At 74.7% G+C, this 25,154-nt stretch carries 20 protein-coding genes; 8 read left to right on the forward strand and 12 right to left on the reverse strand.

The window, feature by feature from the left end:
• Positions 1–12: 12 nt before the first annotated feature.
• Positions 13–699 carry an ABC transporter ATP-binding protein gene (locus tag ACQP17_RS27880; RefSeq protein ID WP_433858720.1) on the reverse strand — a complete coding sequence of 229 codons (687 nt, stop codon included), beginning with the start codon at positions 697–699 and terminating at the stop codon, positions 13–15.
• On the reverse strand, positions 696–1,775 hold the full coding sequence (locus ACQP17_RS27885; protein WP_433858721.1) for an FtsX-like permease family protein: 1,080 nt from the start codon (positions 1,773–1,775) through the stop codon (positions 696–698). The genes ACQP17_RS27880 and ACQP17_RS27885 overlap by 4 nt, the downstream gene beginning before the upstream one ends.
• A gap of 198 nt (positions 1,776–1,973) precedes the next feature.
• Between ACQP17_RS27885 and ACQP17_RS27890 the strand changes: the two genes are divergently transcribed.
• From ACQP17_RS27890 to msrB, 4 genes are all read left to right on the forward strand, one after another.
• A complete protein-coding gene (locus ACQP17_RS27890) occupies positions 1,974–3,200 on the forward strand; it encodes a sensor histidine kinase (protein ID WP_433858722.1) in 1,227 nt (408 codons plus the stop codon).
• Positions 3,197–3,847, forward strand: coding sequence for a response regulator (locus tag ACQP17_RS27895; protein WP_433858723.1), 651 nt, complete (start codon positions 3,197–3,199; stop codon positions 3,845–3,847). Before ACQP17_RS27890 ends, ACQP17_RS27895 begins: the two co-directional genes overlap by 4 nt.
• Positions 3,848–3,987: 140 nt before the next feature.
• Entirely contained in the window at positions 3,988–5,385 is a 1,398-nt protein-coding gene (murC, locus tag ACQP17_RS27900; RefSeq protein ID WP_433858724.1) for a UDP-N-acetylmuramate--L-alanine ligase, read from the forward strand.
• Positions 5,386–5,399: 14 nt separating this feature from the next.
• Positions 5,400–5,807 carry a peptide-methionine (R)-S-oxide reductase MsrB gene (gene msrB / locus ACQP17_RS27905; RefSeq protein WP_364875512.1) on the forward strand — a complete coding sequence of 136 codons (408 nt, stop codon included), beginning with the start codon at positions 5,400–5,402 and terminating at the stop codon, positions 5,805–5,807.
• A 51-nt stretch (positions 5,808–5,858) separates the two neighbouring features.
• Here msrB and glpK read toward each other — a convergent pair whose 3' ends face one another.
• Positions 5,859–7,373, reverse strand: a complete 1,515-nt coding sequence (gene glpK / locus ACQP17_RS27910) for a glycerol kinase GlpK (protein WP_433858725.1) — start codon at positions 7,371–7,373, stop codon at positions 5,859–5,861.
• Between the two features lie 36 nt (positions 7,374–7,409).
• Complete coding sequence (locus tag ACQP17_RS27915) at positions 7,410–8,177, reverse strand: IclR family transcriptional regulator (protein ID WP_433858726.1); 768 nt, start codon at positions 8,175–8,177, stop codon at positions 7,410–7,412.
• Between the two features lie 166 nt (positions 8,178–8,343).
• Here ACQP17_RS27915 and ACQP17_RS27920 point away from each other — a divergent pair, with 166 nt between their 5' ends.
• A complete protein-coding gene (locus ACQP17_RS27920) occupies positions 8,344–8,766 on the forward strand; it encodes an ATP-binding protein (RefSeq protein ID WP_433858727.1) in 423 nt (140 codons plus the stop codon).
• A 24-nt stretch (positions 8,767–8,790) separates the two neighbouring features.
• Here ACQP17_RS27920 and ACQP17_RS27925 read toward each other — a convergent pair whose 3' ends face one another.
• The 4 genes from ACQP17_RS27925 to ACQP17_RS27940 form a co-directional block, all read right to left on the reverse strand.
• On the reverse strand, positions 8,791–10,086 hold the full coding sequence (locus ACQP17_RS27925; RefSeq protein WP_433858728.1) for an NPCBM/NEW2 domain-containing protein: 1,296 nt from the start codon (positions 10,084–10,086) through the stop codon (positions 8,791–8,793).
• Positions 10,087–10,294: 208 nt separating this feature from the next.
• A complete protein-coding gene (locus ACQP17_RS27930; protein ID WP_433858729.1) occupies positions 10,295–10,954 on the reverse strand; it encodes a 4'-phosphopantetheinyl transferase family protein in 660 nt (219 codons plus the stop codon).
• On the reverse strand, positions 10,951–11,898 hold the full coding sequence (locus tag ACQP17_RS27935; protein ID WP_433858730.1) for a metallophosphoesterase family protein: 948 nt from the start codon (positions 11,896–11,898) through the stop codon (positions 10,951–10,953). The genes ACQP17_RS27930 and ACQP17_RS27935 overlap by 4 nt, the downstream gene beginning before the upstream one ends.
• 61 nt (positions 11,899–11,959) lie before the next feature.
• Positions 11,960–13,567 carry a PucR family transcriptional regulator gene (locus ACQP17_RS27940; RefSeq protein WP_433858731.1) on the reverse strand — a complete coding sequence of 536 codons (1,608 nt, stop codon included), beginning with the start codon at positions 13,565–13,567 and terminating at the stop codon, positions 11,960–11,962.
• A 299-nt stretch (positions 13,568–13,866) separates the two neighbouring features.
• Between ACQP17_RS27940 and ACQP17_RS27945 the strand changes: the two genes are divergently transcribed.
• On the forward strand, positions 13,867–14,400 hold the full coding sequence (locus ACQP17_RS27945) for a type 1 glutamine amidotransferase domain-containing protein (RefSeq protein ID WP_329145291.1): 534 nt from the start codon (positions 13,867–13,869) through the stop codon (positions 14,398–14,400).
• Between the two features lie 138 nt (positions 14,401–14,538).
• On the opposite strand, the gene treZ is transcribed toward ACQP17_RS27945, so the two are convergent.
• A complete protein-coding gene (gene treZ, locus ACQP17_RS27950; RefSeq protein WP_433858732.1) occupies positions 14,539–16,320 on the reverse strand; it encodes a malto-oligosyltrehalose trehalohydrolase in 1,782 nt (593 codons plus the stop codon).
• A 185-nt stretch (positions 16,321–16,505) separates the two neighbouring features.
• Between treZ and ACQP17_RS27955 the strand changes: the two genes are divergently transcribed.
• Positions 16,506–17,051: a DUF1707 and FHA domain-containing protein gene (locus tag ACQP17_RS27955; protein ID WP_364875531.1), complete on the forward strand. Its 546-nt coding sequence runs from the start codon at positions 16,506–16,508 to the stop codon at positions 17,049–17,051.
• A 59-nt stretch (positions 17,052–17,110) separates the two neighbouring features.
• On the opposite strand, the gene otr(A) is transcribed toward ACQP17_RS27955, so the two are convergent.
• The 3 genes from otr(A) to glgX form a co-directional block, all read right to left on the reverse strand.
• Entirely contained in the window at positions 17,111–19,051 is a 1,941-nt protein-coding gene (gene otr(A), locus ACQP17_RS27960) for a tetracycline resistance ribosomal protection protein Otr(A) (RefSeq protein WP_433858733.1), read from the reverse strand.
• Between the two features lie 197 nt (positions 19,052–19,248).
• The gene (gene treY / locus ACQP17_RS27965; RefSeq protein ID WP_433858734.1) at positions 19,249–21,708 is read right to left on the reverse strand and encodes a malto-oligosyltrehalose synthase; all 2,460 of its coding nucleotides are present in this window, start codon (positions 21,706–21,708) and stop codon (positions 19,249–19,251) included.
• 179 nt (positions 21,709–21,887) lie between these two features.
• On the reverse strand, positions 21,888–24,086 hold the full coding sequence (glgX, locus tag ACQP17_RS27970; protein WP_433858735.1) for a glycogen debranching protein GlgX: 2,199 nt from the start codon (positions 24,084–24,086) through the stop codon (positions 21,888–21,890).
• A 241-nt stretch (positions 24,087–24,327) separates the two neighbouring features.
• Here glgX and ACQP17_RS27975 point away from each other — a divergent pair, with 241 nt between their 5' ends.
• Positions 24,328–25,140, forward strand: a complete 813-nt coding sequence (locus ACQP17_RS27975) for a Tat pathway signal sequence domain protein (RefSeq protein WP_433858736.1) — start codon at positions 24,328–24,330, stop codon at positions 25,138–25,140.
• Positions 25,141–25,154 lie beyond the last annotated feature (14 nt).

Genomic DNA, 25,154 nt, shown 5'->3' on the forward strand with positions numbered 1-25,154 from the left:
CGCGCGGCGGGATCAGCGACCGGCGCCGGTCCGCAGGCGCAGCCGGCCGTCCCGCACCTCGGCGACCTCGTCGGCCGCGTCCAGATGCGCCGGGTCGTGGGTGACCAGCACCGTCGCCGTGGCGCGCTGGTGGGTGAGGGCGAGCAGCAGATCGAGCACCGCGGCGCCCCGCTCGCGGTCCAGGGCGCTGGTCGGCTCGTCCACCAGCAGCACCGCCGGCTCGTTCATCAGCGCCCGCGCGATGTTGACCCGCTGCCGCTGGCCGCCCGACAGCTGGTGCGGCCGCCGCCCGGCCAGCCGCTCCAGGCCGACCGCGGCCAGCAGCTCCCGGGCCCGGCCGCGGGCCTTGCGGGGCGAGCGGCCGTCCAGATGGGCCATCACCTGGAGCTGCTCGGCGGCGGTCAGCGACGGGAGCAGGTTCGGCTGCTGGAAGACCGTGCCGACCGTGGTGCGGCGCAGCGCCGTCAGCTCCGCGCGGCCGAGTCCGGTGGTGTCCGTGCCGTTCAGCACCACCCGTCCGCTCTCCGGGCGGATCAGCGTGGCGGCGACCGCGAGCAGGCTGGACTTGCCGGAGCCGGACGGCCCGATCACCGCCGTCAGACAGCCGGGGGCCACGGCCAGCGAGACCTGGTCCAGCGCGGTCAGCCGGGCGTCGCCGTCGGGGTAGGTGAGGGTGACATCGGTCAGTTCGAGGCTCATCGGGCACTTCCCAGGGCGGTCAGCGGGTCGACGGAGGTGATGCGGCGGACGGCCAGCGCGGCGCCGGCGGCGCCCAGCGCGGTCATGATCAGGGCCGGCGTCAGCACGGTGGACGGGGCGAGCACGAAGGGAACCGCGGAGCCGAGGCCGGCGCCCACCGCGGCCACCACGGCGCTGCCCAGGCCGGTCCCGAGCAGCAGCAGGACGAGGGCCTGGCCGAGCGCGTCGCGCAGCAGCGAGCCGGTCGAGGCGCCCAGCGCCTTCAGCACCGCCACCTCGCCGCTGCGCTGGATCGTCCACACCGTGAAGAACGCCCCGATGACCAGCGCGGAGATCGCGAAGAGGAAACCGCGCATCAGCTGGAGGGAGCCGTTCTCCGCGCGGTAGGAGCCGATGGCCTCCAGCGCGTCGCCGGTGCGGACGGTGCGGGTGCCCAGCCGCGCGTCGGCCGCGGCGACATCGGCCGCGCCCGTGGCGGACAGGGCGAGCACGGTCGCGCCCGGCCCGCCGGCCGCCCCGGGGCCGCCCGCCAGTCCCCGCCAGTCGTCCAGCGACATCCAGACCACCGGCGTGTGGCTGTACATCGCCGTGCCCGACACCGCGGCGACGGTGCGGGTCCGGCCGCCCAGCGTCAGCGTCCCGCCGGCCCGTACGCCCAGCTCCTCGGCGGCCTTCCCGGACAGCACCACCGCCCCGTCCTCGACGCCCGCCGGCGCCGGCCCGGAGCCCGGCCGCACCCCGAACGCCGACACCGCCGCGCTCCGGCCGTCCGCCGCGGCCTTCGCCGGCGCGATGCCCAGCGGCGCGGCCTCCCGTACGCCCGGCACCCGCTCCCAGGCCGCCACGGTCCGCGCGGACAGCCGCGAGTCGGTGAAGGAGGGGCCGCTGCCGCCGGCCGGCGCCGAGAACACCAGGCGGTCGGCGGGCAGCCCGGTGATCGCCGAGGTGTTCTCCTGTCCCAGGCCCGCCGTCAGGCCGGACAGCAGCCCCACCAGCACGGTGATCAGTGCGATGACGGTGCCCATCAGGGCGAACCGTCCCCTGGCGAATCCCAGGTCCCTCCAGGCCACGAACACGGGCGCTGCCCTCCTTGCGTGCGGGTGCCGGGCCCGGTGCCCGGCGGCGGAGTCCACCGTCGCCTTCCGGGCGGGGCCCGGGCATCGCGCGGGGGAGTGGTCCGCCGGCGCCCAAAGGTGCGCCCCGCAGTCAACCCTTCGGTTGATGCCGCAGGTGAGGGCGCCAATTAATCTGAGGGGGCCGTGACCGAAGAAGCCATGACCGCACACTCCCTCACCCCCGTCCTGCGGGTCCTGCGCAGCTGTCTGCACCTGCTGGTGGCCGGGCTGCTCGGGCTCGCCGCCGTACGGGCGGTGGCCGGGCACGCCCCCAACGCCCCGGCGGTCCTCGCCACCGCCGTCGTGCTGCTCGCCCTCTACGCCCTCGGACCGCGGCTGCCCCGGGTGGGCAGCTCACCGCGCGCCGCGGCGCTGTGGCTCGCGGCCGTCGCCCTGGTGTGGCTGGCGCTGCTCGCGCTCACCCCGGACGGCGTCTGGCTGGCGTTCCCGCTGTTCTTCGTCCAGCTGCATCTGCTGCCGCCGCGCCGGGCGCTGCCCGCCGTCGTGGCCACCACCCTCGCCGCCATCGCCGGATTCGCCTGGCACACCCACACCCTCGGCGTCGGCACGGTCATCGGGCCCGCCCTCGGCGCCGCCGTCGCGGTCGCCGTCGTCCTCGGCTACCAGGCGCTCTACCGGGAGAGCGAGCAGCGCCGCCGGCTCATCGAGGAACTCACCGCCACCCGCGGCGAACTGGCCGCCGCGGAGCGCGCCGCCGGCCGGCTCGCCGAGCGCGAGCGGCTGGCCCGCGAGATCCACGACACCCTCGCGCAGGGGCTGTCCAGCATCCAGCTGTTGCTGCGGGCCGCCGAACGCGTGCTGCCCCAGCAGCCCGCGGCGGCCCTCGGACACGTCCGGCAGGCCCGCACCACCGCCGTCGACAACCTCGCCGAGGCGCGCCGCTTCGTGCAGGCGCTCAGCCCGCCCGCCCTGGAGTCGGGGTCGCTGCCCGCCGCGCTGGAGCGGCTCTGCGCCACCACGGCCCGCAGCTCCGGTCTCACCGTGCACTGCCAGGTCTCCGGCGCGCCCCTCGCGCTGCCCACCCCGCACGAGGTCGCCCTGCTGCGCATCGCCCAGTCCGCGCTCGCCAACACCGTCCGGCACGCCGCCGCCGGCCGCGTCGAGCTGACCCTCAGCTACATGGACACCGAGGTCGCGCTGGACGTCGTCGACGACGGGGCCGGGTTCCGGCCCGCCGAGCTGCCCGCACCGGGCTCCGCCGCGGCCGGCGGCACCGGCTTCGGCCTCGCCGCGATGCACGCCCGGGCCCGCGCCCTCCAGGGGACGCTGGCCGTCGAGTCCACCCCCGGGGAGGGCACCGCGGTCGCCGTCACCCTGCCCTGCCCCGCCGCCGCGCCCGGCGCCGCCCCGGAGGCCGCCTCGTGACCGCCCCGTTCGCCCCGGACTCCCGCGTCCGGCTGCTGCTCGCCGACGATCACCCGGTCGTCCGCGCCGGGCTGCGCGCCGTCCTGGAGACCGAACCGGACTTCGAGATCGTCGCGGACGTCCCCACCGCCGAGGAGGCGGTCCGTCTCGCCGAGCGGTGCGACGCCGACGTGGTCCTCATGGACCTCCAGTTCGGCGGCCGGATGCTGGGCTCGCAGGCCACCGCCGAGATCACCGCCCGCCCCGGCGGCCCCCGCGTCCTCATCCTGACCACGTACGACACCGACGCCGACATCCTCGCCGCCATCGAGTCAGGCGCCACCGGCTACCTCCTCAAGGACGCCCCGCCCCAGGAGCTGGCCGCCGCGGTCCGCACCGCCGCCGCCGGACGGTCCGCGCTCGCCCCCACCGTCGCGCTTCGCCTGATGGACCGGCTGCGCACCCCCGCCAGCGCGCTCTCCCGGCGCGAGACGGAGGTCCTCCAGCTCGTCGCCGAGGGGCTGTCGAACGCGGCGGTCAGCAAGCGGCTCTTCCTCAGCCAGGCCACCGTCAAGTCCCACCTGGTCCACATCTACGCCAAGCTGGGCGTGGACTCCCGTACCTCCGCGGTCGCCGCCGCCACCGCCCAGGGCCTGATCCGCCGCTGACCCCCGGCCGCAAGGCCCGGGCGCCCCCCCCGCCGGGGTCCGCGGGCCGGGGCTGTCGGTGCCGGGTGCGAGAATCATCGACAGCACGACCGAACGGCAGCACCACCGCTCGCGATGATCGACGATCAGGGAGACGCACCATGGCACCCGCCATCCCAGCCTCGATGGACCGGCCGCACTTCATCGGCATCGGCGGAGCCGGTATGTCGGGCATCGCCAAGATCCTCGCGCAGCGCGGCGCCCGGGTGGCGGGCAGCGACGCCAAGGACTCCGCGACCGCCCAGGCCCTGCGCGCCCTCGGCGTCACGGTCCACCTCGGCCATGCCGCCGGGCATCTCGCCGAGGACGCCACCAGCGTCGTCGTCTCCTCCGCGATCCGCCCCGACAACCCCGAGCTGGCCGCCGCCCACGAGCGCGGCATCCCGGTCGTGCACCGCTCCGACGCGCTCGCCTCCCTCATGGACGGCCTGCGCCCCGTCGCCGTCGCCGGCACCCACGGCAAGACCACGACGACCTCCATGCTCGCCGTCTCCCTCGGTGCCCTCGGTCTGACGCCGTCCTACGCCATCGGCGGCGATCTCGACGCCCCGGGCTCCAACGCCGAGCACGGCGCCGGCGAGATCTTCGTCGCCGAGGCCGACGAGAGCGACCGCAGCTTCCACAAGTACGCCCCCGAGGTCGCCATCGTCCTCAACGTGGAGCTGGACCACCACGCCAACTACGCCTCCATGGACGAGATCTACGAGTCCTTCGAGACCTTCGTCGGCCGCATCCGCCCCGGCGGCACCCTGGTCATCTCCGCCGACCACCCCGGCGCCCGCGAGCTGACCGCCAAGATCGCCGGCCGCCATGACATCGAGGTCGTCACCTACGGAGAGTCCGCCGACGCCGACGTCCGCATCCTCAAGGTCAACCCCCGCGGCCTGACCAGCGACGTCACCGTCACCCTCAGCAGCGGCAAGATCCTCACCTTCACGGTCTCCGTCCCGGGCCGGCACTACGCCCACAACGCCGTCGCCGCCCTGGCCGCCGGCATCGCCCTGGGCATCCCGCCGCACAACCTCGCCTCCGCCCTCGGCAAGTACACCGGCGTCAAGCGCCGCCTCCAGCTCAAGGGCGAGGCGGCCGGCGTCCAGGTCATCGACTCCTACGCCCACCACCCCTCGGAGATGAGCGCCGATCTGGACGCCATCCGCGGCGCCGCCGACGGCGCCCGGGTGCTGGTCGTCTTCCAGCCGCACCTCTTCTCCCGCACCCAGGAGCTGGGCACGGAGATGGGCCGGGCGCTCGCCCTCGCCGACGCCTCCGTGGTCCTGGAGATCTACCCGGCCCGCGAGGACCCGATCCCGGGCGTCACCAGCGCCCTGATCATCGATGCCGCGCGCGCCGCCGGCGCCGATGTCACCGCCGAGAGCGACCAGGCGGCCGTGCCGGACGTCGTCGCAGGAATGGCCAAGCCCGGCGACCTTGTTCTCACCATGGGCGCCGGTGATGTGACCGACCTCGGCCCCGCCATCCTGTCCCGCCTGGACAGCTGAGCCAAGGAGCTTCGATGCCGTACGAGATCGACAAGCCCGACGAGCAGTGGCGCGCCGAGCTGACCCCCGCGGAGTACCGCGTCCTGCGTGAGGCCGGCACCGAGCCCGCCTTCGTCGGCGAGTACACCGACACCACCGACGAGGGCGTCTACTCCTGCCGCGCCTGCGGCGCCGAGCTGTTCCGCTCCGACACCAAGTTCGCCAGCCACTGCGGCTGGCCGAGCTTCTACGACCCCAAGGACTCCGACGCGGTCGAACTCATCGAGGACCGCACCCTCGGCATGGTGCGCACGGAGGTCCGCTGCGCCAGGTGCGGCTCCCACCTCGGCCACGTCTTCGAGGGCGAGGGCTACGCCACCCCCACCGACCAGCGGTACTGCATCAACTCGATCTCGCTGCGGCTGGCGCCGGACGGGGGCTGAGGGGCGCCCGCCGAGCCCGTGCCGGGTGCCGCGCACCCGGCACGGAAGGCGTCAGGGCGGGGCCGGCGGCCGGATCCAGCCGAGCGACCGCTCGACGGCCCGCTTCCAGTTCTCGTACTCCGACCGCCGCCGCCCGGGGTCCATGTCCGGCAGCCACTGCGCGGCCCGGTGCCAGTTGCGGCGCAGGACCTCCAGGTCGGGCCAGTAGCCGGCGGCGAGCCCCGCGGCATAGGCGGCGCCCAGGGACACCGTCTCCACGGCCATCGGACGCACCACGGGCACGTCCAGCACATCGGCGAGGATCTGCATGAGCAGGTTGTCGGACGTCATGCCGCCGTCCACCTTCAGCTCCTTCAGGGTGAGCGAGGAGTCGGCGTTCATGGCGTCCACGACCTCCCGGGTCTGCCAGCCGGTGGCCTCCAGCACGGCCCGGGCCAGATGCTCCCTGGTGATGTACGAGGTGAGGCCGACGATGACCCCGCGGGCGTCGCTGCGCCAGTAGGGCGCGTAGAGGCCGGAGAACGCCGGGACGATGTAGCAGCCACCGTTGTCCTCGACGCCGCGCGCGAGGGTCTCGATCTCGGGGGCGCTGCCGATCAGCCCCAGCCGGTCGCGGAACCACTGGACCAGCGCGCCCGTGACCGCGATCGGGCCTTCCAGCGCGTACACCGCGGGCCGGTCCTCGATCTTGTAGGCGACGGTGGTCAGCAGCCCGTGCCGGGACCGCACGAGGTCGGTCCCGGTGTTGAGCAGCAGAAAGCTGCCGGTTCCATAGGTGCACTTCGCCTCGCCGGGGCCGAAGCAGGTCTGCCCGAACAGCGCCGCCTGCTGGTCACCGAGCGCCGCGGTGATCCGGACGCCCGGCAGCACGGAACGGGCGGTTCCGTACGTCTCGGCGGACGGGCGGATCTCCGGGAGCATCGCGCGGGGGACCCCGAAGAACTCCAGCAGCTCCGCGTCCCAGTCGAGAGTGCCGATGTTCATGAGCATGGTGCGGCTCGCGTTGGTGACGTCGGTGAGGTGCAGGCCGCCGGCCGGCCCGCCGGTGAGGTTCCAGATCAGCCAGCTCTCCATCGTCCCGAACAGCACCTCGCCGTCCTCGGCGCGCTGCCGCAGCCCGTCGACATGGTCGAACAGCCACCGGATCCGCGGGGCGGAGAAGTACGTGGACGGGGGCAGGCAGCAGCGCCGGAGGAAGAACTCGTCCCCGGGCCGGCCGCGCAGCTCCTCGACCAGCGGGGCCGTCCGCGTGTCCTGCCAGACGATCGCCCTGCCCAGCGGGTCGCCCGTACGCCGGTCCCACAGCACGGTCGTCTCGCGCTGGTTGGCGATCCCGATGGCGGCGACCTCGTCGGGCCGGACGTCGGCGTCCGAGAGCGCCTGCGGCACCACGCGCTCCAGGGTGTGCCAGATCTCGGCGGCGTCGTGCTCCACCCACCCGGGCCGGGGGAAGTACTGCTGGTGCTCCCGCTGGGCCACCGACACCAGCCGCCCCTGGTGGTCGAAGAGGATGCACCGGGTGGAGGTGGTGCCCTGGTCGATGGACATCACATACCGCTCAACCATGATCAGCCTTCCGTTGCGGTGCCCGAGGGCGGGGGCTCACCAGCGGGTGGCCCCCAGATCTCTGGAGATCGCCCGGGCGGCATGGCGGACCTGGGTGACCAGGCCCGGCAGCGGGACCCCCTGGGAGTCGCAGATCCGCTCGACGGTGCCGGAGACGCCGACGGCACCCACCACCAGGCCGCCGTGGCCCCGGATCGGCGCGGCGATACCGGCCTCGCCCGTGATCATCTCCTGTACCTCGGCGGCCCACCCGAGCTCCCGGACCTCGGTGAGCGCCCGGGTGAGGCGCTCCGGGGCCACCAGGGTGTGCCGGGTGTACGCCTCCAGCCCGGCCTCCACGGCCGGCTCCACGGTCAGGCCGCCGAAGGCCAGTAGCACCTTGCCGAGCGAGGAGGCGTGCGGCGGCAGCAGCGCGCCCACGTCCAGCGTCTGGAAGGTGTCGTCGGGCCGGAAGACGTGGTGGACGATGAGCACTCTGCCCTCCAGCGGAGCGCCCAGCCGGACCGCCTCCCCACTACGGGCGGCCAGGGCGTCGGACCAGTTGATGGAGCGCGAGCGCAGCTCGTTCACGTCGAGGTAGCTGGTGCCCAGGTGCAGCAGTGCCGCCCCGAGCTGGTACTTCCCGGTCGCCGGATCCTGCTCGACGAAGTCGATGTGCTGCAGCGTGCGCAGAATGCCGTGGGTGGTGCCCTTCGCCAGACCGAGGGACGCGGCCACCTCACCCAGTCCGAGCCGACGGGGCCCACTGGCGAGCAGACGGAGAATCGCCGCCGCCCGCTCGATCGACTGGACCGGGCCGGCCATGACCCCATCGTAGTTCCGAGGTCGGCATCGGCAGGGCCTGAGCGCCTCCGGCTGCCACCGTTCGGTAATGCCGACCGCTGTTCATTGACCGCCCGCGGCGTTCCCTCCTAGCGTCCGTCTCAGGCACGGCATCCCGCCGGCCGGGGGCTGCCTCCGAGGAGGAGACATGACGGCACAGCTCGACACGGTGGTTCCGGGGGCGGACGACCATGTCTGTCCGCTGTCCCACCTCCCCGAGGCCGTCTCCGTCGTACGGAGGCGGGTGCGCGCGGTCCTGGCCGACTGGAACCTGGCCCCCGGCCTCGCCGAGGACGCCCTCCTCGTGGTCTCGGAGCTGACCACCAACGCCGTCGTCCACGCCCTGCCGCCGGCGGTGCTGCGGCTCTCCCGGCTCGGCGGCGACCGGCGCGGTGCCCTGCGCGTCGAGGTCACCGACGCGGGACCGGCGGCGCACGGCCGGCCGGCCGTCGATCCCTGCCCGGACGAGCACGGCCGCGGACTCGGCATCGTCACCGCCCTGGCAACCGAGTGCGGCACCCACGTCCACGCGGGCGGCATCACCCGCTGGGCCGAACTCCCCGCCGCCTGAGACCGGCGGGCCCCGGCCGGCGGCTCAGCGACAACTGATCAGCGGCCGGCCCCAGTCGGCGTGGTCGGAGTTGTTCCCGTTGCCGCCGTCGGTGACCACGAGCCGCAGCACGCCGCCGCCGGTGAGGTCCGCGGTGAGGTGCCGCGCGGGCTGCCCGACCGTCATCAGCCCGCTGTCGGCCACCTCCGTGCCGTCCCGGTAGATCTGGAAGACCACCGAGCCGTTCGCCCCCACCTCGTCGTCGACCCCCACGTCCACGCCGAGGCGCGAGCAGGTGCCCCCCAGCTGATAGACGATCTCGCTGGGCGCGTGGGCTCCCAGGCCTTCGGCGAACCCGGCTCCCGCGATGGTGAGGGGACGCCCGTCGACACTGAGGTTCTGCCCCACCGGCCCCCAGCCGTTCGAGCTGGCGCTCCACGGGCGGGCGGTCAGCGGGGTGGTCCGGGTGGGCGGCGGCTTCCGCTCCGGTGCGGCGGGCGAGGGCCTGGCCGGCGACGAGGGCCGCGCACGCGGGTGCTTCGACGGCTTGGCGGGGCTCGCCGACGGCGACTTCGACGCCGAACGGGAGGCGCTCGGCGCGCTCTTGGCGGACGCCGTCGGCGACCGGTGCGTGGTGGGCGCCGACGGGAATCCGGAGTGTCCGGGCGCATCGGCCGAGGTCTCGTGCCGTGCCGGGCCGAGCAGCGAGCCGACGGAGAGGGCGGCACCGGCCAGGACGGCCACGGCAGCGGCGGCGAGCAGCGCGAGACGCGCGGACCGCGCGCCCCGGGACCGCTTGGGCGCGGCGGACGGATGCAGCTCGACCGGGCGCACGGAGGCGGCGAACCCGTCCCCCAAGAAGCCCCCCGGCCCGTCCCCGTACGTGCCGGACCGATCCCCCGTCTCCCGCCCGGCCGGCCGGTCCGCGAACCCCTCGCGCAGCTCGGTCCTGCGGGAACCCTGGTGCCAGACGTCGGCGGTACGGTCGACCGCCGCCAGCAGGCTCTCCCGCCAGCTCCCCCCGGGCGCCTCACCCGGATCGGGGGAGTGCAGCACGCTCTCGATCGCCTCCGCCGCCAGGTCGGCCGCGGCCTGGGAGGATCCGCAGCAGGCACGGGCGGCGGCCAGCACGGCGGCGTAGTGCCGGCGGTGGAACTCGTCGAGGGCGGCCTCGGCTTCCCCGGCGGCGGCGTCCGGAGCGGCCGCGCCGCCCTGAGCGGGTACGCCGCCCGGACCGGCCGCCGCCCGGCCGTCGTCGGGCCGGGCGGACGCACGGATGCGCCGGACCAGTTCGGTGTCGGGCAGTTGTGTCCCACCGATGGGGTCGAATTGCTGGTGCATAGGTGCGCTGCTGACCCTTCCACGTCCTGACGGTCCATGAAATTACCCCAAGACGTGGGCGTTTCCGGCGCCCGGGCCCTCGTTTGTCACATACTGATACGTAACACAGGCCGCCGCGCCGTGACGTGGGAGGACATCGACGAGACGTCATCCCCTCGCGTCTCAGCGGTGGTTGCCGGCGGGCGGGGAGGCACAGCCCCCCGGCCCCTCACACCGGCATGGCGATCGCCGTCACCACCAGCCCCGAGCCGATCAGCCAGCGGCCGTGGAATTCGGTGACCTCGTGGCCGTCGACGACGGGGCCCGGGACGAGGAGGCGGGCGGTGAAGGTGGCGTTGGTGGGGTCGAAGGTCAGCTCGGCCTCCTGGAAGTCGAGCCAGCGGCGGGTGAGGGGGTACCACGCCTTGTAGACGCTCTCCTTCGCGCTGAAGATCAGGCGGTCCCAGCAGACCTCGGGCTGCACCGCGGCGAGTTGGGCGAGCCGGGGGCGTTCGGCGGGGAGGGTGACCAGATGGAGCACCCCGGGGTCGTTCAGGGGCAGATGGGGTTCGGCGTCCAGGCCGATGGTCCGGAACTCCGTCGAGCGGGCCACCGCGACGGCGCGGTAGCCGGCGCAGTGCGTCATCGCCCCGACGACGCCGGCCGGCCACTGCGGCTCCCGGGCGGGGCCGGGAAGCAGGGGCGCGGGGGCGAACCCCAGCTCGGCCAGGGCCTCGCGGGCGCAGCCCCGTACGGTGCCGAACTCCTTCTGCCGCTTGGGAACGGCCTTGGCCACCAGCGCCCACTCCTCCGGGAACATCTGCGACAGCGGGGCGTCATGGAAGGCCTCGGCGGTCACCACCGGGGCCGGCAGCAGTTTGTCGATCATGCGGGGGTCCCCGTGGTGTCGCCGGCCGCCACCGCCGCGGGCAGGATCCGCACCGGCCGTCCCGGGACGCGGGAGCGGCGCTGCCACTCGCGCGGGTAGCCGAGCGACACCTCCTGGTGCGGCACGCCGTCGCAGACCAGCAGCCGGGGGATGTGGAGATGGCCGTAGACCACGGTGGCCGCCCGGAACCGCACGGGCCAGTCCGCGGTCGCCTCCGTGCCGCACCACAGCGCGAAGTCCGGGTACCACAGCGGGTCGGTGGGCTCGCGCACCACCGGCCAGTGGTTGATCAGCACCGTCGGCAGGTCCTCCGGCAGGGCGGCGAGCCGGGCCTCGGTGGCGGCCACCCGCGCCCGGCACCACGCCTCCCGCGTCGGATAGGGGTCCGGGTGCAGGAAGTGCTCGTCGGTGCACACCACTCCGGCCTTCTCGGCCCGGGCCAGCGCCTCGCGCGTGGAGGTCACGCCGGGCTGGCGGAAGGTGTAGTCGTAGAGGAGGAAGAGCGGGGCGAGGACGACCGGGCCGCCGTCGCCCTCCCAGATCGGGTACGGGTCCTCGGGGGTGAGGACGCCCAGCTCCCGGCAGAGGGCGACCAGATGCTCGTAGCGCGCCACCCCGCGCAGCTGTACCGGGTCGTCGGCCGTCGTCCACAGTTCGTGATTGCCGGGCACCCACACGACCTTCGCGAACCGGCTGCTGAGCAGTTCGAGCGCCCAGCGGATGTCGGAGACCCGCTCGCCGATGTCGCCGGCCACCAGCAGCCAGTCGTCCTCGGACTCCGGCTTCAGCCCCTCGACGATGTCGCGGTTCTCCTGGTAGCGGACGTGCAGATCGCTGACGGCCACCAGGGTGCCGCCGCGTCCGCCGCCCCGGGCGGAGCCGGCCGGGGGCGCGGTGACGGAGGCGGTGGTGCCGGGCGGGAGGGGGCGGATCTCGTAGGTCATCCTCGAAGTAAAAACGGTGGCGGGGGGAGAGCGAAAGCCAAAAAGGACTAGTGGGGGCGTGTCACCGGCCCGCAGACGGGGGAGCCGGCCGGCCGCCGGGGCCCGCGGCGGGGGCGCCGCCGCGGCGGATGCGGGTGGCCAGCCAGAGGTCGAAGCGGTCGTCGGGGTCGTCGAGGCGGCGGCCGGTCAGCTCCATGACCTTGTCCAGGCGGTTGCGGACGGTGTGCCGGTGCACGCCGAGCCGCCGGCTGGTGGCGTCCCAGGCGCCGCCGGTCTCCAGCCAGGCCGCGAGCGTGGCGAGCAGCTCCTCCGCGTGGTCCGCGAGGTCGAGCGGGCCCAGCACCGCGTCGGCGTAGCCGTGCAGCGTACGGCGGTCGGCAAGGTCGAGCAGGAGCCGGCCGGCCTGGCTCTGCCGGGCCTGGGCGGGCTCCCCGCTCGCCCGGCTCACGGCGAGCAGCCCGGCCGCCTGGTGGAGCGAGACCCGGACCGCCTCGGGTCCGGTGGCGGGGCCGATCCCGGCCGGGCGGTGCGGGGCGAAGCGGGCGAGCACCTCCCGGATGTCCAGGTCCTCACCGGCCACCGCCTCGATGACCGGGCCCGCCGCCCCGTCCACGACCCGCACCAGGCCGCCGGGCAGCGCCAGCGCCAGATCGGCGGCCATCTCCTGCGCCGCGCCCTCCGCGCTCCCGTCCTGCGCCGGATCCGCCGCCGTCCCGTCCCGGGCACCGCCCGGCGCCTCGACCACGACCCCCCGCACCCGCTCGGCGGTCAGCCCCGCCGACTGCAGCACGTCCCGGGCCCGCCCCGCGGACGGGTCCTCGTCCGCCAGCAGCTCCGAGAGCAGCGCCGACCTGCGGCGCCGCTCCGGCTCGTCGCGCAGATGACGGCGCTCCAGCTCCAGGGAGAGCAGCGAGACCAGACCCGGGACGACCGAGCGGGCGGCGTCGTCCGGGCGGCCGGTGAGCAGCAACAGCCCGCGCAGCCGCCGGGCCCCCAGCGGCTGCACCTCCAGCTGCTGCCCGGCGGCCGTACTGGCGGCGCTGCCGCGCAGGCCGTGCGCGGCGACCCGGGCGAGCAGCTCCCGCGCCTGCGGGGGTGGCGTGCGCTGTGCGGCGCCGCCCGCCGCCAGCAGCCGCCCCAGGGGGTCGAGCACGGCCGCGCCCACGCCGGTGGCGGCCGTCCACTCCGCCAGCATCGGCCGCAGCCCGTCGCCGGCCGCTGCGGCCGTCAGCCGCCGCTGGGTCGCGAACGCACGTTGCAACAGTTCGCGCTGTTCCTGGGCCCGCGCGTCGAAGACCGCCTTGGTGACGGCGATGAACGGCACCCCGTCCGGCACCGTCAGCAGCGGCAGCCCGGCCTCCTCCGCCGCCGTCACCAGCGCCTCGGGCGCCTCCTGGTACGGCAGCCCCTGCCCCAGTCCGAGCGCCAGACACGCCGCTCCGCCCCCGGCCACGTCCCGGACGTACGCCCGGCAGGCGGCCGGCTCCTCGGGCAGCAACAGCCCGATGGTCATGAGGAGTTCGCCGCCCTCCAGCCACTTCCCCGGCTCCGGCAGATCCGACACCGTCGCCGCCTCGACCGTGCGCGCCAGCAGCCGCGGCGGCACGTCGTAGGCGACGGAAAGGCCGAGATCGGGCCGGGCCAGGAGGTCGGAGAGATGCAACGGCATGTACACAGTGTCCAGCACAACGGCGGGGAGTGGACGATCGGGCGAGCGGGCTCCCGGCGATCACGCCTGGCCAGGGGCCTCGCGACGTACCTCCGCAGGCACCTCCGCACGCAGCTGATCACGCGCCTGTGCACGCGGTCGGCGCCAACGCACCCGACGGCCCCGGGAGAGCCTCGGCCGGGCCCGGTCCGCGGGGAGCGGCCCGGCAAAGAAGTGTCCGGCGCCCCGGGCCGTTATGGTCGGACGTGGGAGCGCGGGCTTCCTCGCTCCCCGACCCGACGAAGGGACGTGAGCGCGGAATGCAGGCGGCGTTTCTGGTGGCCCCGGAGGGCACCGAAGAGGTGGAGCTGACCCAGCCCTGGCAGGCGGTGGTCGCCGCGGGCGGTGGTCCGAGCCTGGTCTCCACCCACGCGGGAAAGGTCCAGGCGTTCCACCACCTGGACAAGGCGGCCACCTTCCCCGTCGATCTGACGGTGGACGAGGCCACCGCGGCGGACTTCGACGGCCTGGTGCTGCCCGGCGGCGTGGCCAACCCGGACGCCCTGCGCCTGGACCCGCGGGCCGTGGCGTTCATCAAGTCGTTCTTCGACGCCGGCCGGCCGGTGGCCGCCATCTGTCATGCCCCGTGGACGCTCATCGAGGCCGATGTGGTGCGCGGCCGCACCCTGACCTCCTGGCCGAGCCTGCGCACCGACATCCGCAACGCGGGCGGCACCTGGGTCGACGAACAGGTCGCGATCTGCACCGCCGGCCCCAACACCCTGATCACCAGCCGCCGCCCCGCGGACCTGGACGCCTTCTGCGCGGCGTTCGTGTCTGAGTTCGCACACTAGGGGCTGCCGGGCCGGCCGCTGGAGGCCCCGGCCCGGCACGGTGAGCGTCGTGGCGCACACCCCGGCCGGCAACAGCAACCCCCTGCCGTACGTCTACGACCCGTTCTGAGCCCGTGCGGCAGCACCCGTCTCGGGCAACTACGGCCCCAGCACCACCGCCGACTCCGGTGGCAGCCGCAGGACACCGTCCGTGCCGGGGAGCACCGCGCCGGGCCAGCCGGCGAGCGCCCGCAGTCCGGGCCCGTCCCGCCCGGCACCGTCGACGGGGACGGCTGCCGTGGCGTCCCGGGCGAGGTTGACCGCCACCCGCAGCGGGCCCCGCCGCAGCAGCAGCCAGCGGGCCTGCTCGTCGAAGCGGACGGCGGTGCGGCGCGGATCCGGATCGGTCAGCGGGGGCAGTTCACGGCGCAGCGCCAGCAGGGTGCGGTGCCAGGCCAGCAGCGTGGCGTGCGGCTCGCGGGCCGGCTGTGCCCAGTCCAGGACGCTGCGGTCGCGGGTCGCCGGGTCCTGCGGATCGGGCCGGTCCCCGGCCCGGCCGCCCCATTCGTGCACCGCGAACTCGCGCCGCCGCCCGGCCCGTACCGCCTCCGCCAGCTCCGGGTCCGTGTGCGAGGTGAAGTACTGCCACGGTGTGGTCGCGCCCCACTCCTCGCCCATGAACAGCATCGGGGTGAACGGCGAGCACAGCACGAGGGCGGCGGCGCAGGCGAGCAGGCCGGGGGAGAGCCCGGCGGCCAGCCGGTCGCCGAGTGCGCGATTGCCGACCTGGTCGTGCGTCTGGGCGTAGGCCAGCAGCCGGTACGCGGGTGTCACCCGCAGGTCGAGGGGTGCGCCGTGGGTCCGGCCGCGGAAGGCGGAGGGGGTCCCGTCGTGGAAGAAGCCACCGGTCAGCGTCTTGGCGAGGGCGGCGAGCGGGGCGCGCGCGAAGTCGGCGTAGTAGCCCTGGGACTCGCCGGTCAGCGCGGTGTGCAGGCTGTGGTGGAAGTCGTCGTTCCACTGGGCGTGCAGACCGTGCCCGCCCTCCGCGCGCGGTGCGGTGGTGCCCGGGTCGTTGAGGTCGGACTCGGCGACCAGGAACAGCGGCCGTCCCAGCTCCCCGGCCAGCGCGTCGACGGCGGCGGAGAGTGCGGCCAGGAAATGCGGGGTGCCGTCGTCGTGCAGGGCGTGGACGGCGTCCAGCCGCAGCCCGTCGAGCCGGAAGTCCCGCAGCCAGGACAGCGCGCTGCCCAGGAGGTAGCCGCGCACCTCGGCGGACCCGGGGGCGTCGAGGTTGACCGCCGCTCCCCAGGGGGTGTGGTGGGTCTCGGTGAAGTACGGCCCGAACGCCGGGAGGGGGTTGCCGGACGGGCCGAGGTGGTTGTGCACCACGTCGAGCACCACGCCCAGGCCGTGGCCGTGCGCGGCGTCCACGAACTCCTTGAGGCCGTCCGGCCCGCCGTACGGCTCGTGCACCGCCCAGGGCGCGATGCCGTCGTACCCCCAGCCGTGGTCGCCGGGGAAGGGACAGACCGGCATCAGGGAGACATGGGTGAGGCCCAGGTCGGCGAGGTGGCGCAGCCGTGCGGCGGCGGCACGGAAGGTGCCCTCGGGGGTGAAGGTGCCGATGTGCAGCTCGTAGAGCACGGCGCCGGGCAGCGGCCGGCCGGGCCAGGGGTGCCGCCACCGGAACCGGTCGTGTTCGACGACCGCACCCGGCCCGCCCGGGCCGTCCGGCAGCCGGACGGCCCGCGGATCGGGCAGCGGCGGCCCGTCGTCGAGGCGGAAGGCATAGCGGTCGCCGTCGCGGGCCGGGGCCTCGGTGCGCCACCACCCCGCGCGGCCGGGGTCGCGCTCCAAGACGGCCGGCGGCTCCCCGGCGCGGTCCCCCGCCCACTGGAGAGCGACCCGTCCGGCATCCGGCGCCCACACCTCGAACAGCACGGCCGTCCTCCTTCGTTCGCGGTCCCGACGAAGAAAGCATGCCCGCGCACCGCCGGGCAGTCCCGCGCCCGACACCGTCACCTCGTGCCGTCCCGGGGTCCGCCGCCGCGCCCCGCCCGCCCACCTGCGCCGTCCCGCGGCAACACCGCCTGGACAGGGGCTCGCGGGGGCCCGAGAATCGCGGTATGACTTCGCTCGAGTTCCCCGCGCGTCCGGCGCGCCCGTCGGACGCGGACCGGGAACGCGCTCTTGATCTGCTGCGCGAGGGCGCGGCGCAGGGACGCCTGTCCCAGGACACCTTTCTGCGGCGACTGGAACTCGTGCTCACCGCCCAGCAGCAGTCCGAAATCGATGTGGTCACCGCCGATTTGGCGAGCCGCGGCAAGGTCCAGGGCACCGTCCTGCGGATGGTGGGCCGGGCCTCGGCCTTCCACATCCGGGTGCGCCGTGCCTGGCGCCGGGAGCGGCTGCCGAAGCTGCTGCTGCCGGTGCCGGGCCCGCTCCCGCTGCTCATCGGTCGGGCGCCCGGCGTGGGCCTGCGCCTCAACCACGACACGGTCTCCCGCGCCCACGCCGAACTCCGCAGCGCCGGCAAGGGCTGGGTGCTGCGCGACCTCGGCTCCACCAACGGCACCTGCGTCAACGGCCGCCGGGTGGTGGGCGAGGTGCCGGTCGGACCCGGCGACCACATCACCTTCGGTCAGGTGGACTACGTCCTGACGGAGCGCTGAACGGGGCGGCGCGGCGGGGCCCGCGCCGGTCTCCCGCGCCCGCCCGCCGCGCCGCCGCCTCAGCCCTCCCGCCCCGTGCCCCGCGTGCCCCGCCGCACCGGCCGGTCGCCCGACGGATACGACATCCACACCCCCTCACCCTGCGTCAGCCCCGGCAGCAGCCCCTGCATCCGCGGGACGTGACGGGCCGGCAGGAAGCCGCTGATCAGGCAGGAGTGCGGTCCGCCGGAGGTCTCGGCGATCTCGGCGTCCAGGGCCGAGAGACGGGCGGTGACCGCGGCCGGGGCCGCGAGCGGGATCTCGGCCTCGAAGGCGTGGTACGGCTCGTAGACCCGGGTGCCGGCCCGCCGCAGGGCCTGTCGCAGCACGGGGGCGGTGACCGTACGGAAGTCCCGGGTGGTGCTGAGCGGGCCGATGAAGCCGGAACGGGTCAGCACCACGCGGCAGTCCGTCACCGCCAGGCCGTGCGGCCCGCACCGCAGGGTCGCCAGCGCGGTCTCCTCGACGGCCTGGTGGAAGCCGTGCGGCAGCGCGCCCAGTTCGGTCTCGTAGGTGAAGACCGGTCCCGAGCCGCGGGCGCCCGGCTCCACCCGGAGTCCGACCGTGGCCCAGGGCCCGGTGTGGCCGTACCTGGCGATCTCCGCGCAGGCCTCGCCGACCCCGGCCGGCCGCTCCACGCACACCACCCGGCTCGGCGTGCACGCGGCCTCGATGCCGTACTCGCGCTCCAGGGTGGCCGCGAGGACCTCCTTCTGCACCTCGCCGTGCAGCAGGACCGAGGTCGCGCCGTCCGGCGCGGGGCGCGCCTGCAGCAGCGGATCCTGGTCGGCGAGCGTCAGCAGCGCGGCGCGCAGGGCGGCGGCGTGGGCCGGGCGGCGGGCCCGGACCACGGTTTCGAGGGTGGGGGCGCCGAACAGCGCCGGCCCGTCCGCGGCGTCGTCGGCCGGGCCGAGCCGGTCACCGGTGCGGATGCCGGGCAGCCCGCGCAGCACCGCGATGCCGCCCGCGGTGAGCGGCCCGGTCTCCCCGGGCGGCCGGCCGACGACCTCCAGCGAGGTGATCCGGCCGGTCACCGAAGCGCTCGTGCCGTCCGGCCCGGTCCGGTGCAGCGTGATCCGCTGCCGCGGCCGCAACTCACCGCCGTAGAGGCGCAGGTGGGCGGTCCGTTCGCCGTGCGGCGGCTGGTGGACGGCGAAGACCGTGCCCCGCGGCGCGGTGTCCCTCGCGGGCGGCGCCGGCGGGATCAGGCGGACCATGCCGTCGACGAGCGCCCCGACGCCCTGTCCGCCGAGCGCGGAGCCGAAGTACACCGGGTGCAGCGAGCCGTCGGCGGTGCGGGCGGCCAGTGCGGCACGGAGCCGGCCGGCGGACGGCGGCGGCCCGCCGGGGGCCGCGGCGACCAGCTCCGCCAGGACCGACTCGTCGGCGTCGGCCACCCTTTCGGCGATCCGCTCACGCAGGAGCGGGTCGTCCAGGTCGTGCGCCACCGCGTCGGCCCGTGCGGTGCCGAGGCCGGTCACGGAGGTCATCGGGACGGGTACCGGCACCAGCAGCCGGCGGATGTCGTCGAGCAGCGCCTCGCCCCGGGCACCGGCCCGGTCGATCTTGTTGACGAACAGCAGGGTGGGCAGCCGCAGTCGCCGCAGGGTCTTCATCAGCACCCGGGTACGGGGCTGCACGCCCTCCACCGCGGACAGCAGCAGCACGGCGCCGTCCAGCACCCCCAGGGCGCGCTCGACCTCGGCGATGAAGTCGGCGTGGCCGGGGGTGTCGATGAGGTTGATCCGGACCCCGCCGGCGGTGAAGGGGGCGACCGCCGAGCGGATGGTGATGCCGCGCAGCCGCTCCAGCTCGCCGGAGTCCGTAGAGGTGTCACCGGCGTCGACGCTGCCGAGCCGGGCGAGGGCGCCGGCGTCGAACAGCAGCCGCTCGGTGAGGCTGGTCTTACCGGCGTCGACGTGGGCGAGAATCCCGATGTTCAGGGTGTGCGAAGGAAGCATGGAAGGTGAAGTCCTCAAGAACTGTCGTCCGGTCGGGGCGATGAGTAGTTCCGAGGAATCCGCGCATTCCGTTGCTCCTTGCCGAGGTGGGTCGGGTCTGCCGAGGGGAAATCGGTCGTACACGGACATGCTGCCAGCCCTGCGGGGAGCCGCAACCGAATTTCCGGGGCGGGCCCGAAGCGCCGCCCCGCCGCCCCTCACTCCCTGACGAACAACGCCACCGGAGACTCCGCCAGCAGCTCGCTCAGGCCCACCACCGCGCCCTCCGGAACGGTGCGGCCGGTCAGGATCTCGCGCCAGGGGCCGCCGGGGGGCAGGCGCAGGAGCGTGTCCCACCAGCCGCCGGTCTCGACCAGGCGCAGGGCGAGGCGGGTCACCACCGTCAGGGTCCGGCCGCTGCGGCTGAAGGCCACACAGTGCTCGGCCGCCGGGCCCTCCGCGTACACCGGCTCGTAGGTCGCCCCGGCGCCGAACCACCGCGGACGGTCGCGGCGCAGGCGCAGGACCGCGGCGGTCAGCCGGAGTTTCTCGGCGGACAGGTCGTGTGGCGCGGCTCCACCGTCCAGCGCGTCGAGCAGCTCGGGGCGGAAGCGGGCCGGGCGCCGGTTGTCCGGGTCGACCAGTTCCGCGTGGAGGTGTTCGGTGCCTTGGTAGAGGTCGGGCACGCCGGGCATGGTCAGGTGCAGCAGGGCCGCACCCAGCACGTTCGCGCGGACGAACGGCGCGAGGTCGTCGGCGAGTGCGGCGAGCGGGGTGGCCGTGGGGCCGCAGGGGCCGCCCCGGACGAACTCCTCGACCGCCTCCTCGTAGCCGCTGTCCGGCTCCGTCCACGTGGTGCGCAGCCCGGCCTCGCGCACCGCCTTGAGGACCGCGGGCACCACCCGGTCCGCCGCCGGTCCGCCGGCCGTGGTGCCGAGGCCGAACGCGGTCTGCCAGGCCAGCCACGACACCATCGGATCCCTCGGCCCGGCGCCGCCCGCACGGTCGCCCGCGATCTCGCACACCGCGGTGCCGGGCATCGCGCCGAGCACGTCCCGCCACCGGTCGGGGCACTCCGACAGCACCGCGATCCGGGCCCGCACGTCGGCGCTGCGTTTGGTGTCGTGCGTGGAGAGCACGGTGCCGGACTCCGGCCGGTCGCGCTGCATGCGGGCGCAGTACGCGTGGAACGCCGCGGGGGAGAGCGCCGGTGTCCCGGGGTCACCGCCCACCTCGCAGGCCGACAGCAGCACCGGATAGCGGTAGAAGGCGGTGTCCTCCACGGATTTGGCGCGCAGCGCGGAGGCGGTCTGGGCGAACCGGGCGGTGAAGTCGGCGCAGTCCGCGGTGTCGTGCCCGGGGTCGTCGGTGAGCCGGCCGAGCGCCAGATCGTGGACGAGGTCCACCGCGCGCGCCTCCTCGGGCACCCGGAAGGCGGTGCGCGCCCCGGCGGCCGCCGCGCCCAGCATCGCCGCGTCGTGGACGGCCTGCCCCGGCTCGGCGGCGTAGGGGCGGTAGACCGGCAGCCGCACCAGCAGTTCGCGCAGGGCCTGGCGCAGCGCCCATGGCGCGTGGTCGCCCGGCGCGGGGACGCGCGCGCTGATCCGGGCGGCGGTCCGCACCAGCCGCTCGACCTCGGCGGCCAGCTCGTGGGTGACGACCTCGTACGCGGCCCGGCGCACCGTCTCCTCCCAGTCGCCCCCCTCGTCGGCCAGCGGCGTGACGAAGTCCCGGTAGTGGGAGAACAGCCGCCCCGAGCCCTGCGGGCAGACGAACAGCCCGTCGATGTGCCGCAGCGCGTCATAGCCCGTCGTGCCCGCGCAGGCCCAGCCGGCCGGCAGCCGCTCCGCGCCGCTGAGGATCTTCTCCACCACCGTCCAGCGGCCGCCGGTCCGCTCGTGCAGCCGGGCCAGATAGCCGCCGGGGTCCACCAGCCCGTCCGGGTGGTCGATGCGCAGCCCGTCGATGACGCCCTCGTGCAGCAGCCGCAGCACCGTGCCGTGAGTGGCCTCGAAGACCTCGGGGTCCTCGGCACGGATCCCGATCAGCTCCGAAATGGTGAAGAAGCGGCGGTAGTTCAGCTCGCTGCGGGCCAGCCGCCACCAGGCGAGGCGGTACCACTGGGCGTCCAGGAGGCGGGGCAGCGGCAGCTCCTCCGTACCGGGACGCAGCGGAAAGACGTGCCCGTGATAGCGCAGCACCTCGCCGTCGACGCGCAACTGCGCGGTCTCCTCGCCGAGCCGGCCGCCGAGCAGCGGCAGCAGCAGCCGGCCGCCGTGCCCGGCGTCCCAGTCGATGTCGAACCACCGGGCGTACGGGGACGCCGGGCCGTCGCGCAGCACCTGCCACAGCGGCCCGTTCAGCCGCAGCGGCTCCGGCACGGCCATGTGGTTCGGCACGATGTCGACGATCAGCCCGAGGCCGTGCGCGCGGGCCGTGGCGGCCAGCGCCCGCAGCCCCGCCTCGCCGCCCAGCTCGGCCCGCACCGTGGCGTGATCGACCACGTCGTAGCCGTGCGTGGACCCCGGCACCGACTCCAGCACCGGCGAGAGGTGCAGATGGGAGACGCCGAGGGCGGCCAGATGCGGGACCGCCCGCTCTGCGGCGGCGAACGGGAAGTCCGGCTGGAGCTGCAGCCGGTAGGTGGCGGTCGGCGACGGACTCGAGGGCTGCGTCATGGGAACACCCGTACCCCGCCGGCGGCCCGTTGTGTCATCCGTCTCCGGCATTGGTGTCCGGCGGTCCGGCGCGTCGGCGCGCCGTGGGGGCACCCGCGGCCGCGGGCACTCCGCCGGCGCACCTGGCAGGTGCCGTGCGGGGCGGGCCGGACCCGCGGGCCGTCATCGGACGGCACGCCCTACGCCTGCCGCCGCAGCACCAGCAGGCTCCGGCCGATGAGGGTCAGCCGGTCGCCGGCCTTGACCTTGGCGCCCCCGCCGTCCGCCACCGCCCCCGGCCGGTCGGTGTCCACGACCACCTGCCACTGCCGCCCCAGATGCTCCGGCACGGCGAACTCCGCTTCCTGGTCGTGGGCGTGGAACATCAGCAGGAACGAGTCGTCGGTGACCGTCTCGCCCCGCGGGCCGGGCTCGGAGAGGGAGCTGCCGTTGAGGAACACCGTCAGCGACTTGGCGTGCACCGACTGCCAGTCGCGCGGGCCCATCTCCTGACCGTCCGCCGTGAACCAGGCGATGTCGGACAGCTCGTCGCAGGTGCCCTCCCTCGGATGGCCCTGGAAGAACCGCCGCCGCCGGAAGACCGGATGGTCGCGCCGCAGCCACACCATCTGCCGGACGAACTCCAGCAGCGCCGCCTCCTCCGTGTCCCCGTCCGCCTCGTCGGCCTCCGCCGCCTCGTGCGCGTCGTCCGCCGCCCCGCCCGGCCCGTCGGCCCCGGCCGCCCCCCGGGGTTCCGGCCAGCGCACCCACGACAGCTCGTTGTCCTGGCAGTAGGCGTTGTTGTTGCCGCCCTGGCTGCGCCCGAACTCGTCGCCCTGGCTGAGCATCGGCACGCCCTGCGAGAGCATCAGCGTCGCCAGGAAGTTGCGCATCTGCCGGGCCCGCAGCCGCCGGACCCCGGGGTCCTCGGTCGGCCCCTCGGCGCCGCAGTTCCAGGACCGGTTGAAGCGCTCGCCGTCGCGGTTGTCCTCGCCGTTGGCCTCGTTGTGCTTGTCGTTGTACGAGACGAGATCGCGCAGGGTGAAGCCGTCGTGGCAGGTCACGAAGTTCACCGAGGCCAGTGGCCGCCGGCCGTCCTCCTGGTAGAGGTCGGAGGAGCCGGTCAGCCGGGACCCGAACTCCGCCAGGGTGCGCGGCTCGCCCCGCCACAGATCGCGCACGGTGTCGCGGTACTTCCCGTTCCACTCGGTCCACAGCGGCGGGAAGTTGCCCACCTGATAGCCGCCCTCACCGACGTCCCACGGCTCGGCGATCAGCTTCACCCGGCTGACGACCGGGTCCTGGTGCACCAGGTCGAAGAACGACGACAGCCGGTCCACCTCGTGGAACTGCCGGGCCAGCGTCGCCGCCAGATCGAAGCGGAAGCCGTCCACCCGCATCTCCTGCACCCAGTAGCGCAGCGAGTCCATCACCAGTTGCAGCACATGGGGGCTGCGCATCAGCAGCGAGTTACCGGTGCCGGTGGTGTCCATGTAGTACTGCCGGTCCTCGCACAGCCGGTAGTAGGAGGCGTTGTCCAGGCCCCGGAACGACAGCGTCGGGCCCAGATGGCTGCCCTCGGCGGTGTGGTTGTAGACGACATCGAGGATCACCTCGATACCGGCCTGGTGCAGCGCCCGTACCGCCGTCTTGAACTCCAGCACCTGCTGGCCGCGGTCGCCCCAGGACGCATAGGCGTTGTGCGGGGCGAAGAAGCCGATGGTGTTGTAGCCCCAGTAGTTCGTCAGCCCCGCGTCCACCAGCCGGTGGTCCTGGACGAACTGGTGCACCGGCATCAGCTCCAGGGCGGTCACCCCGAGCTTCGTCAGATGGTCGATGATCGCCGGGTGCGCCAGCGCGGCATAGGTGCCGCGCAGCTCCTCGGGCAGCTCCGGGTGGCGCATCGTCAGGCCCTTGACATGGGCCTCGTAGAGCACCGTCTCGTGATACGCGGTGCGCGGCGGACGGTCGTCACCCCAGTCGAAGTACGGGTTGACCACCACCGACGCCATGGTGTGCGGCGCCGAGTCCAGGTCGTTGCGGACCTCGGGGCGCCCGAAGTGGTAGCCGTAGACGGCCTCGTCCCAGTCGATCCGGCCGCTCATGGCCCGGGCGTACGGGTCGAGCAGCAGCTTCGCGGAGTTGCAGCGCTGCCCCCGCTCCGGTTCGTAGGGGCCGTGTGCCCGGAAGCCGTAGCGCTGCCCCGGCATCACGCCCGGAAGGTAGGCGTGCCGCACGAAGGCGTCGCTCTCGCGCAGCTCGACGGCGGTCTCCGACCCGTCGTCGTGCAGCAGACACAGTTCGATGCGCTGCGCGGCTTCGGAGAACACCGCGAAGTTGGTGCCCGCCCCGTCATAGGTGGCACCCAGCGGATACATCTGTCCCGGCCAGACCTGCATGGGGTAGACCCTTCCACTTTCTCGGCGGGCGCTGCGGCGACTCCACGACACACCTCAGCGGAACAAAACGGAATCCTCGCCCAACTTTTCGCAACTTGTCGCACACGGAGGGCTTTTCGCGAGATCTCCGCTGAATGGTGGGCAACCTGTCGCGATGTCGGATCGTCCTATGAGTCGTCCTACTGGAGGACCGACGGGGGACCGACATGCGTGTCACGGAACGTGACAGCAGGGGGGAACTGTGCACCAGCTGATGCACCGCCACCTCGGCAAGATCGTCGCGGGCGCAGCGCTCGCCCTCACGGGAACCGCCGCCATGGCCGCGATCACCTTGCCGTCCGACGCCGGAGCCGCCGGCAGCGGGAACGACGGCCGCCCCGCAGCGGCCGGCGCCCCCGCCCCGGGGCGCGACGGGGGACCGCCGCCGCCCGGCGTCGTCGAGAAGGCCCCTGCGCAGGAGAAGCGCGGCACGGGACGGGACCCGCTCACCGACGACGAACTCCGGCGCGCCGAGGCCCTGGCGCTGCCGCGTACACGCCATGGCGCCGTCGCGGACGTCACGGGGAAGCCGGGGCTCGAACGCCTCACCACCGACCTGGTCGAGGTCACCCCCGCGGAGACCGGCCTCGCCGACCCGCCGCGCCGGGCGAGGGTCTCGTTCTACGACTACCGCAGCGACAGCTACCTCACCACGACCGTCAACCTCACGACCTCGGCGGTGGAGTCGGCCGACACCCAGCACGGCGTGCAGCCCCCGCCCGGCCACGACGAGGCCGTGGAGGCGGCCCGGCTGCTGATCGCCGACCCGCTGGGAGCCGGTCTGCGCCAGGACTACCGCGACGCCACCGGGCACACCCTCACCGGCCCGGACCCGCTGTCCGTCACCGGCTTCGTCTACCGCGGCCGGGCGGAGGGCGAGGCCCCCGGAGCCCTCGGCGACTGCGGGAAACACCGCTGCGTCCGCCTCTTCACCAAGATCAAGAACGGGCAGTGGATCGACACCCGCCGCTTCGTCATCGACCTCAGCGCCCGCACCGTCGCCCGTCTGGGCTGAGCGCGCCCGCCCCC

This window comes from Streptomyces kronopolitis (assembly GCF_050953795.1).
Lineage (GTDB): Bacteria > Actinomycetota > Actinomycetes > Streptomycetales > Streptomycetaceae > Streptomyces > Streptomyces kronopolitis_A.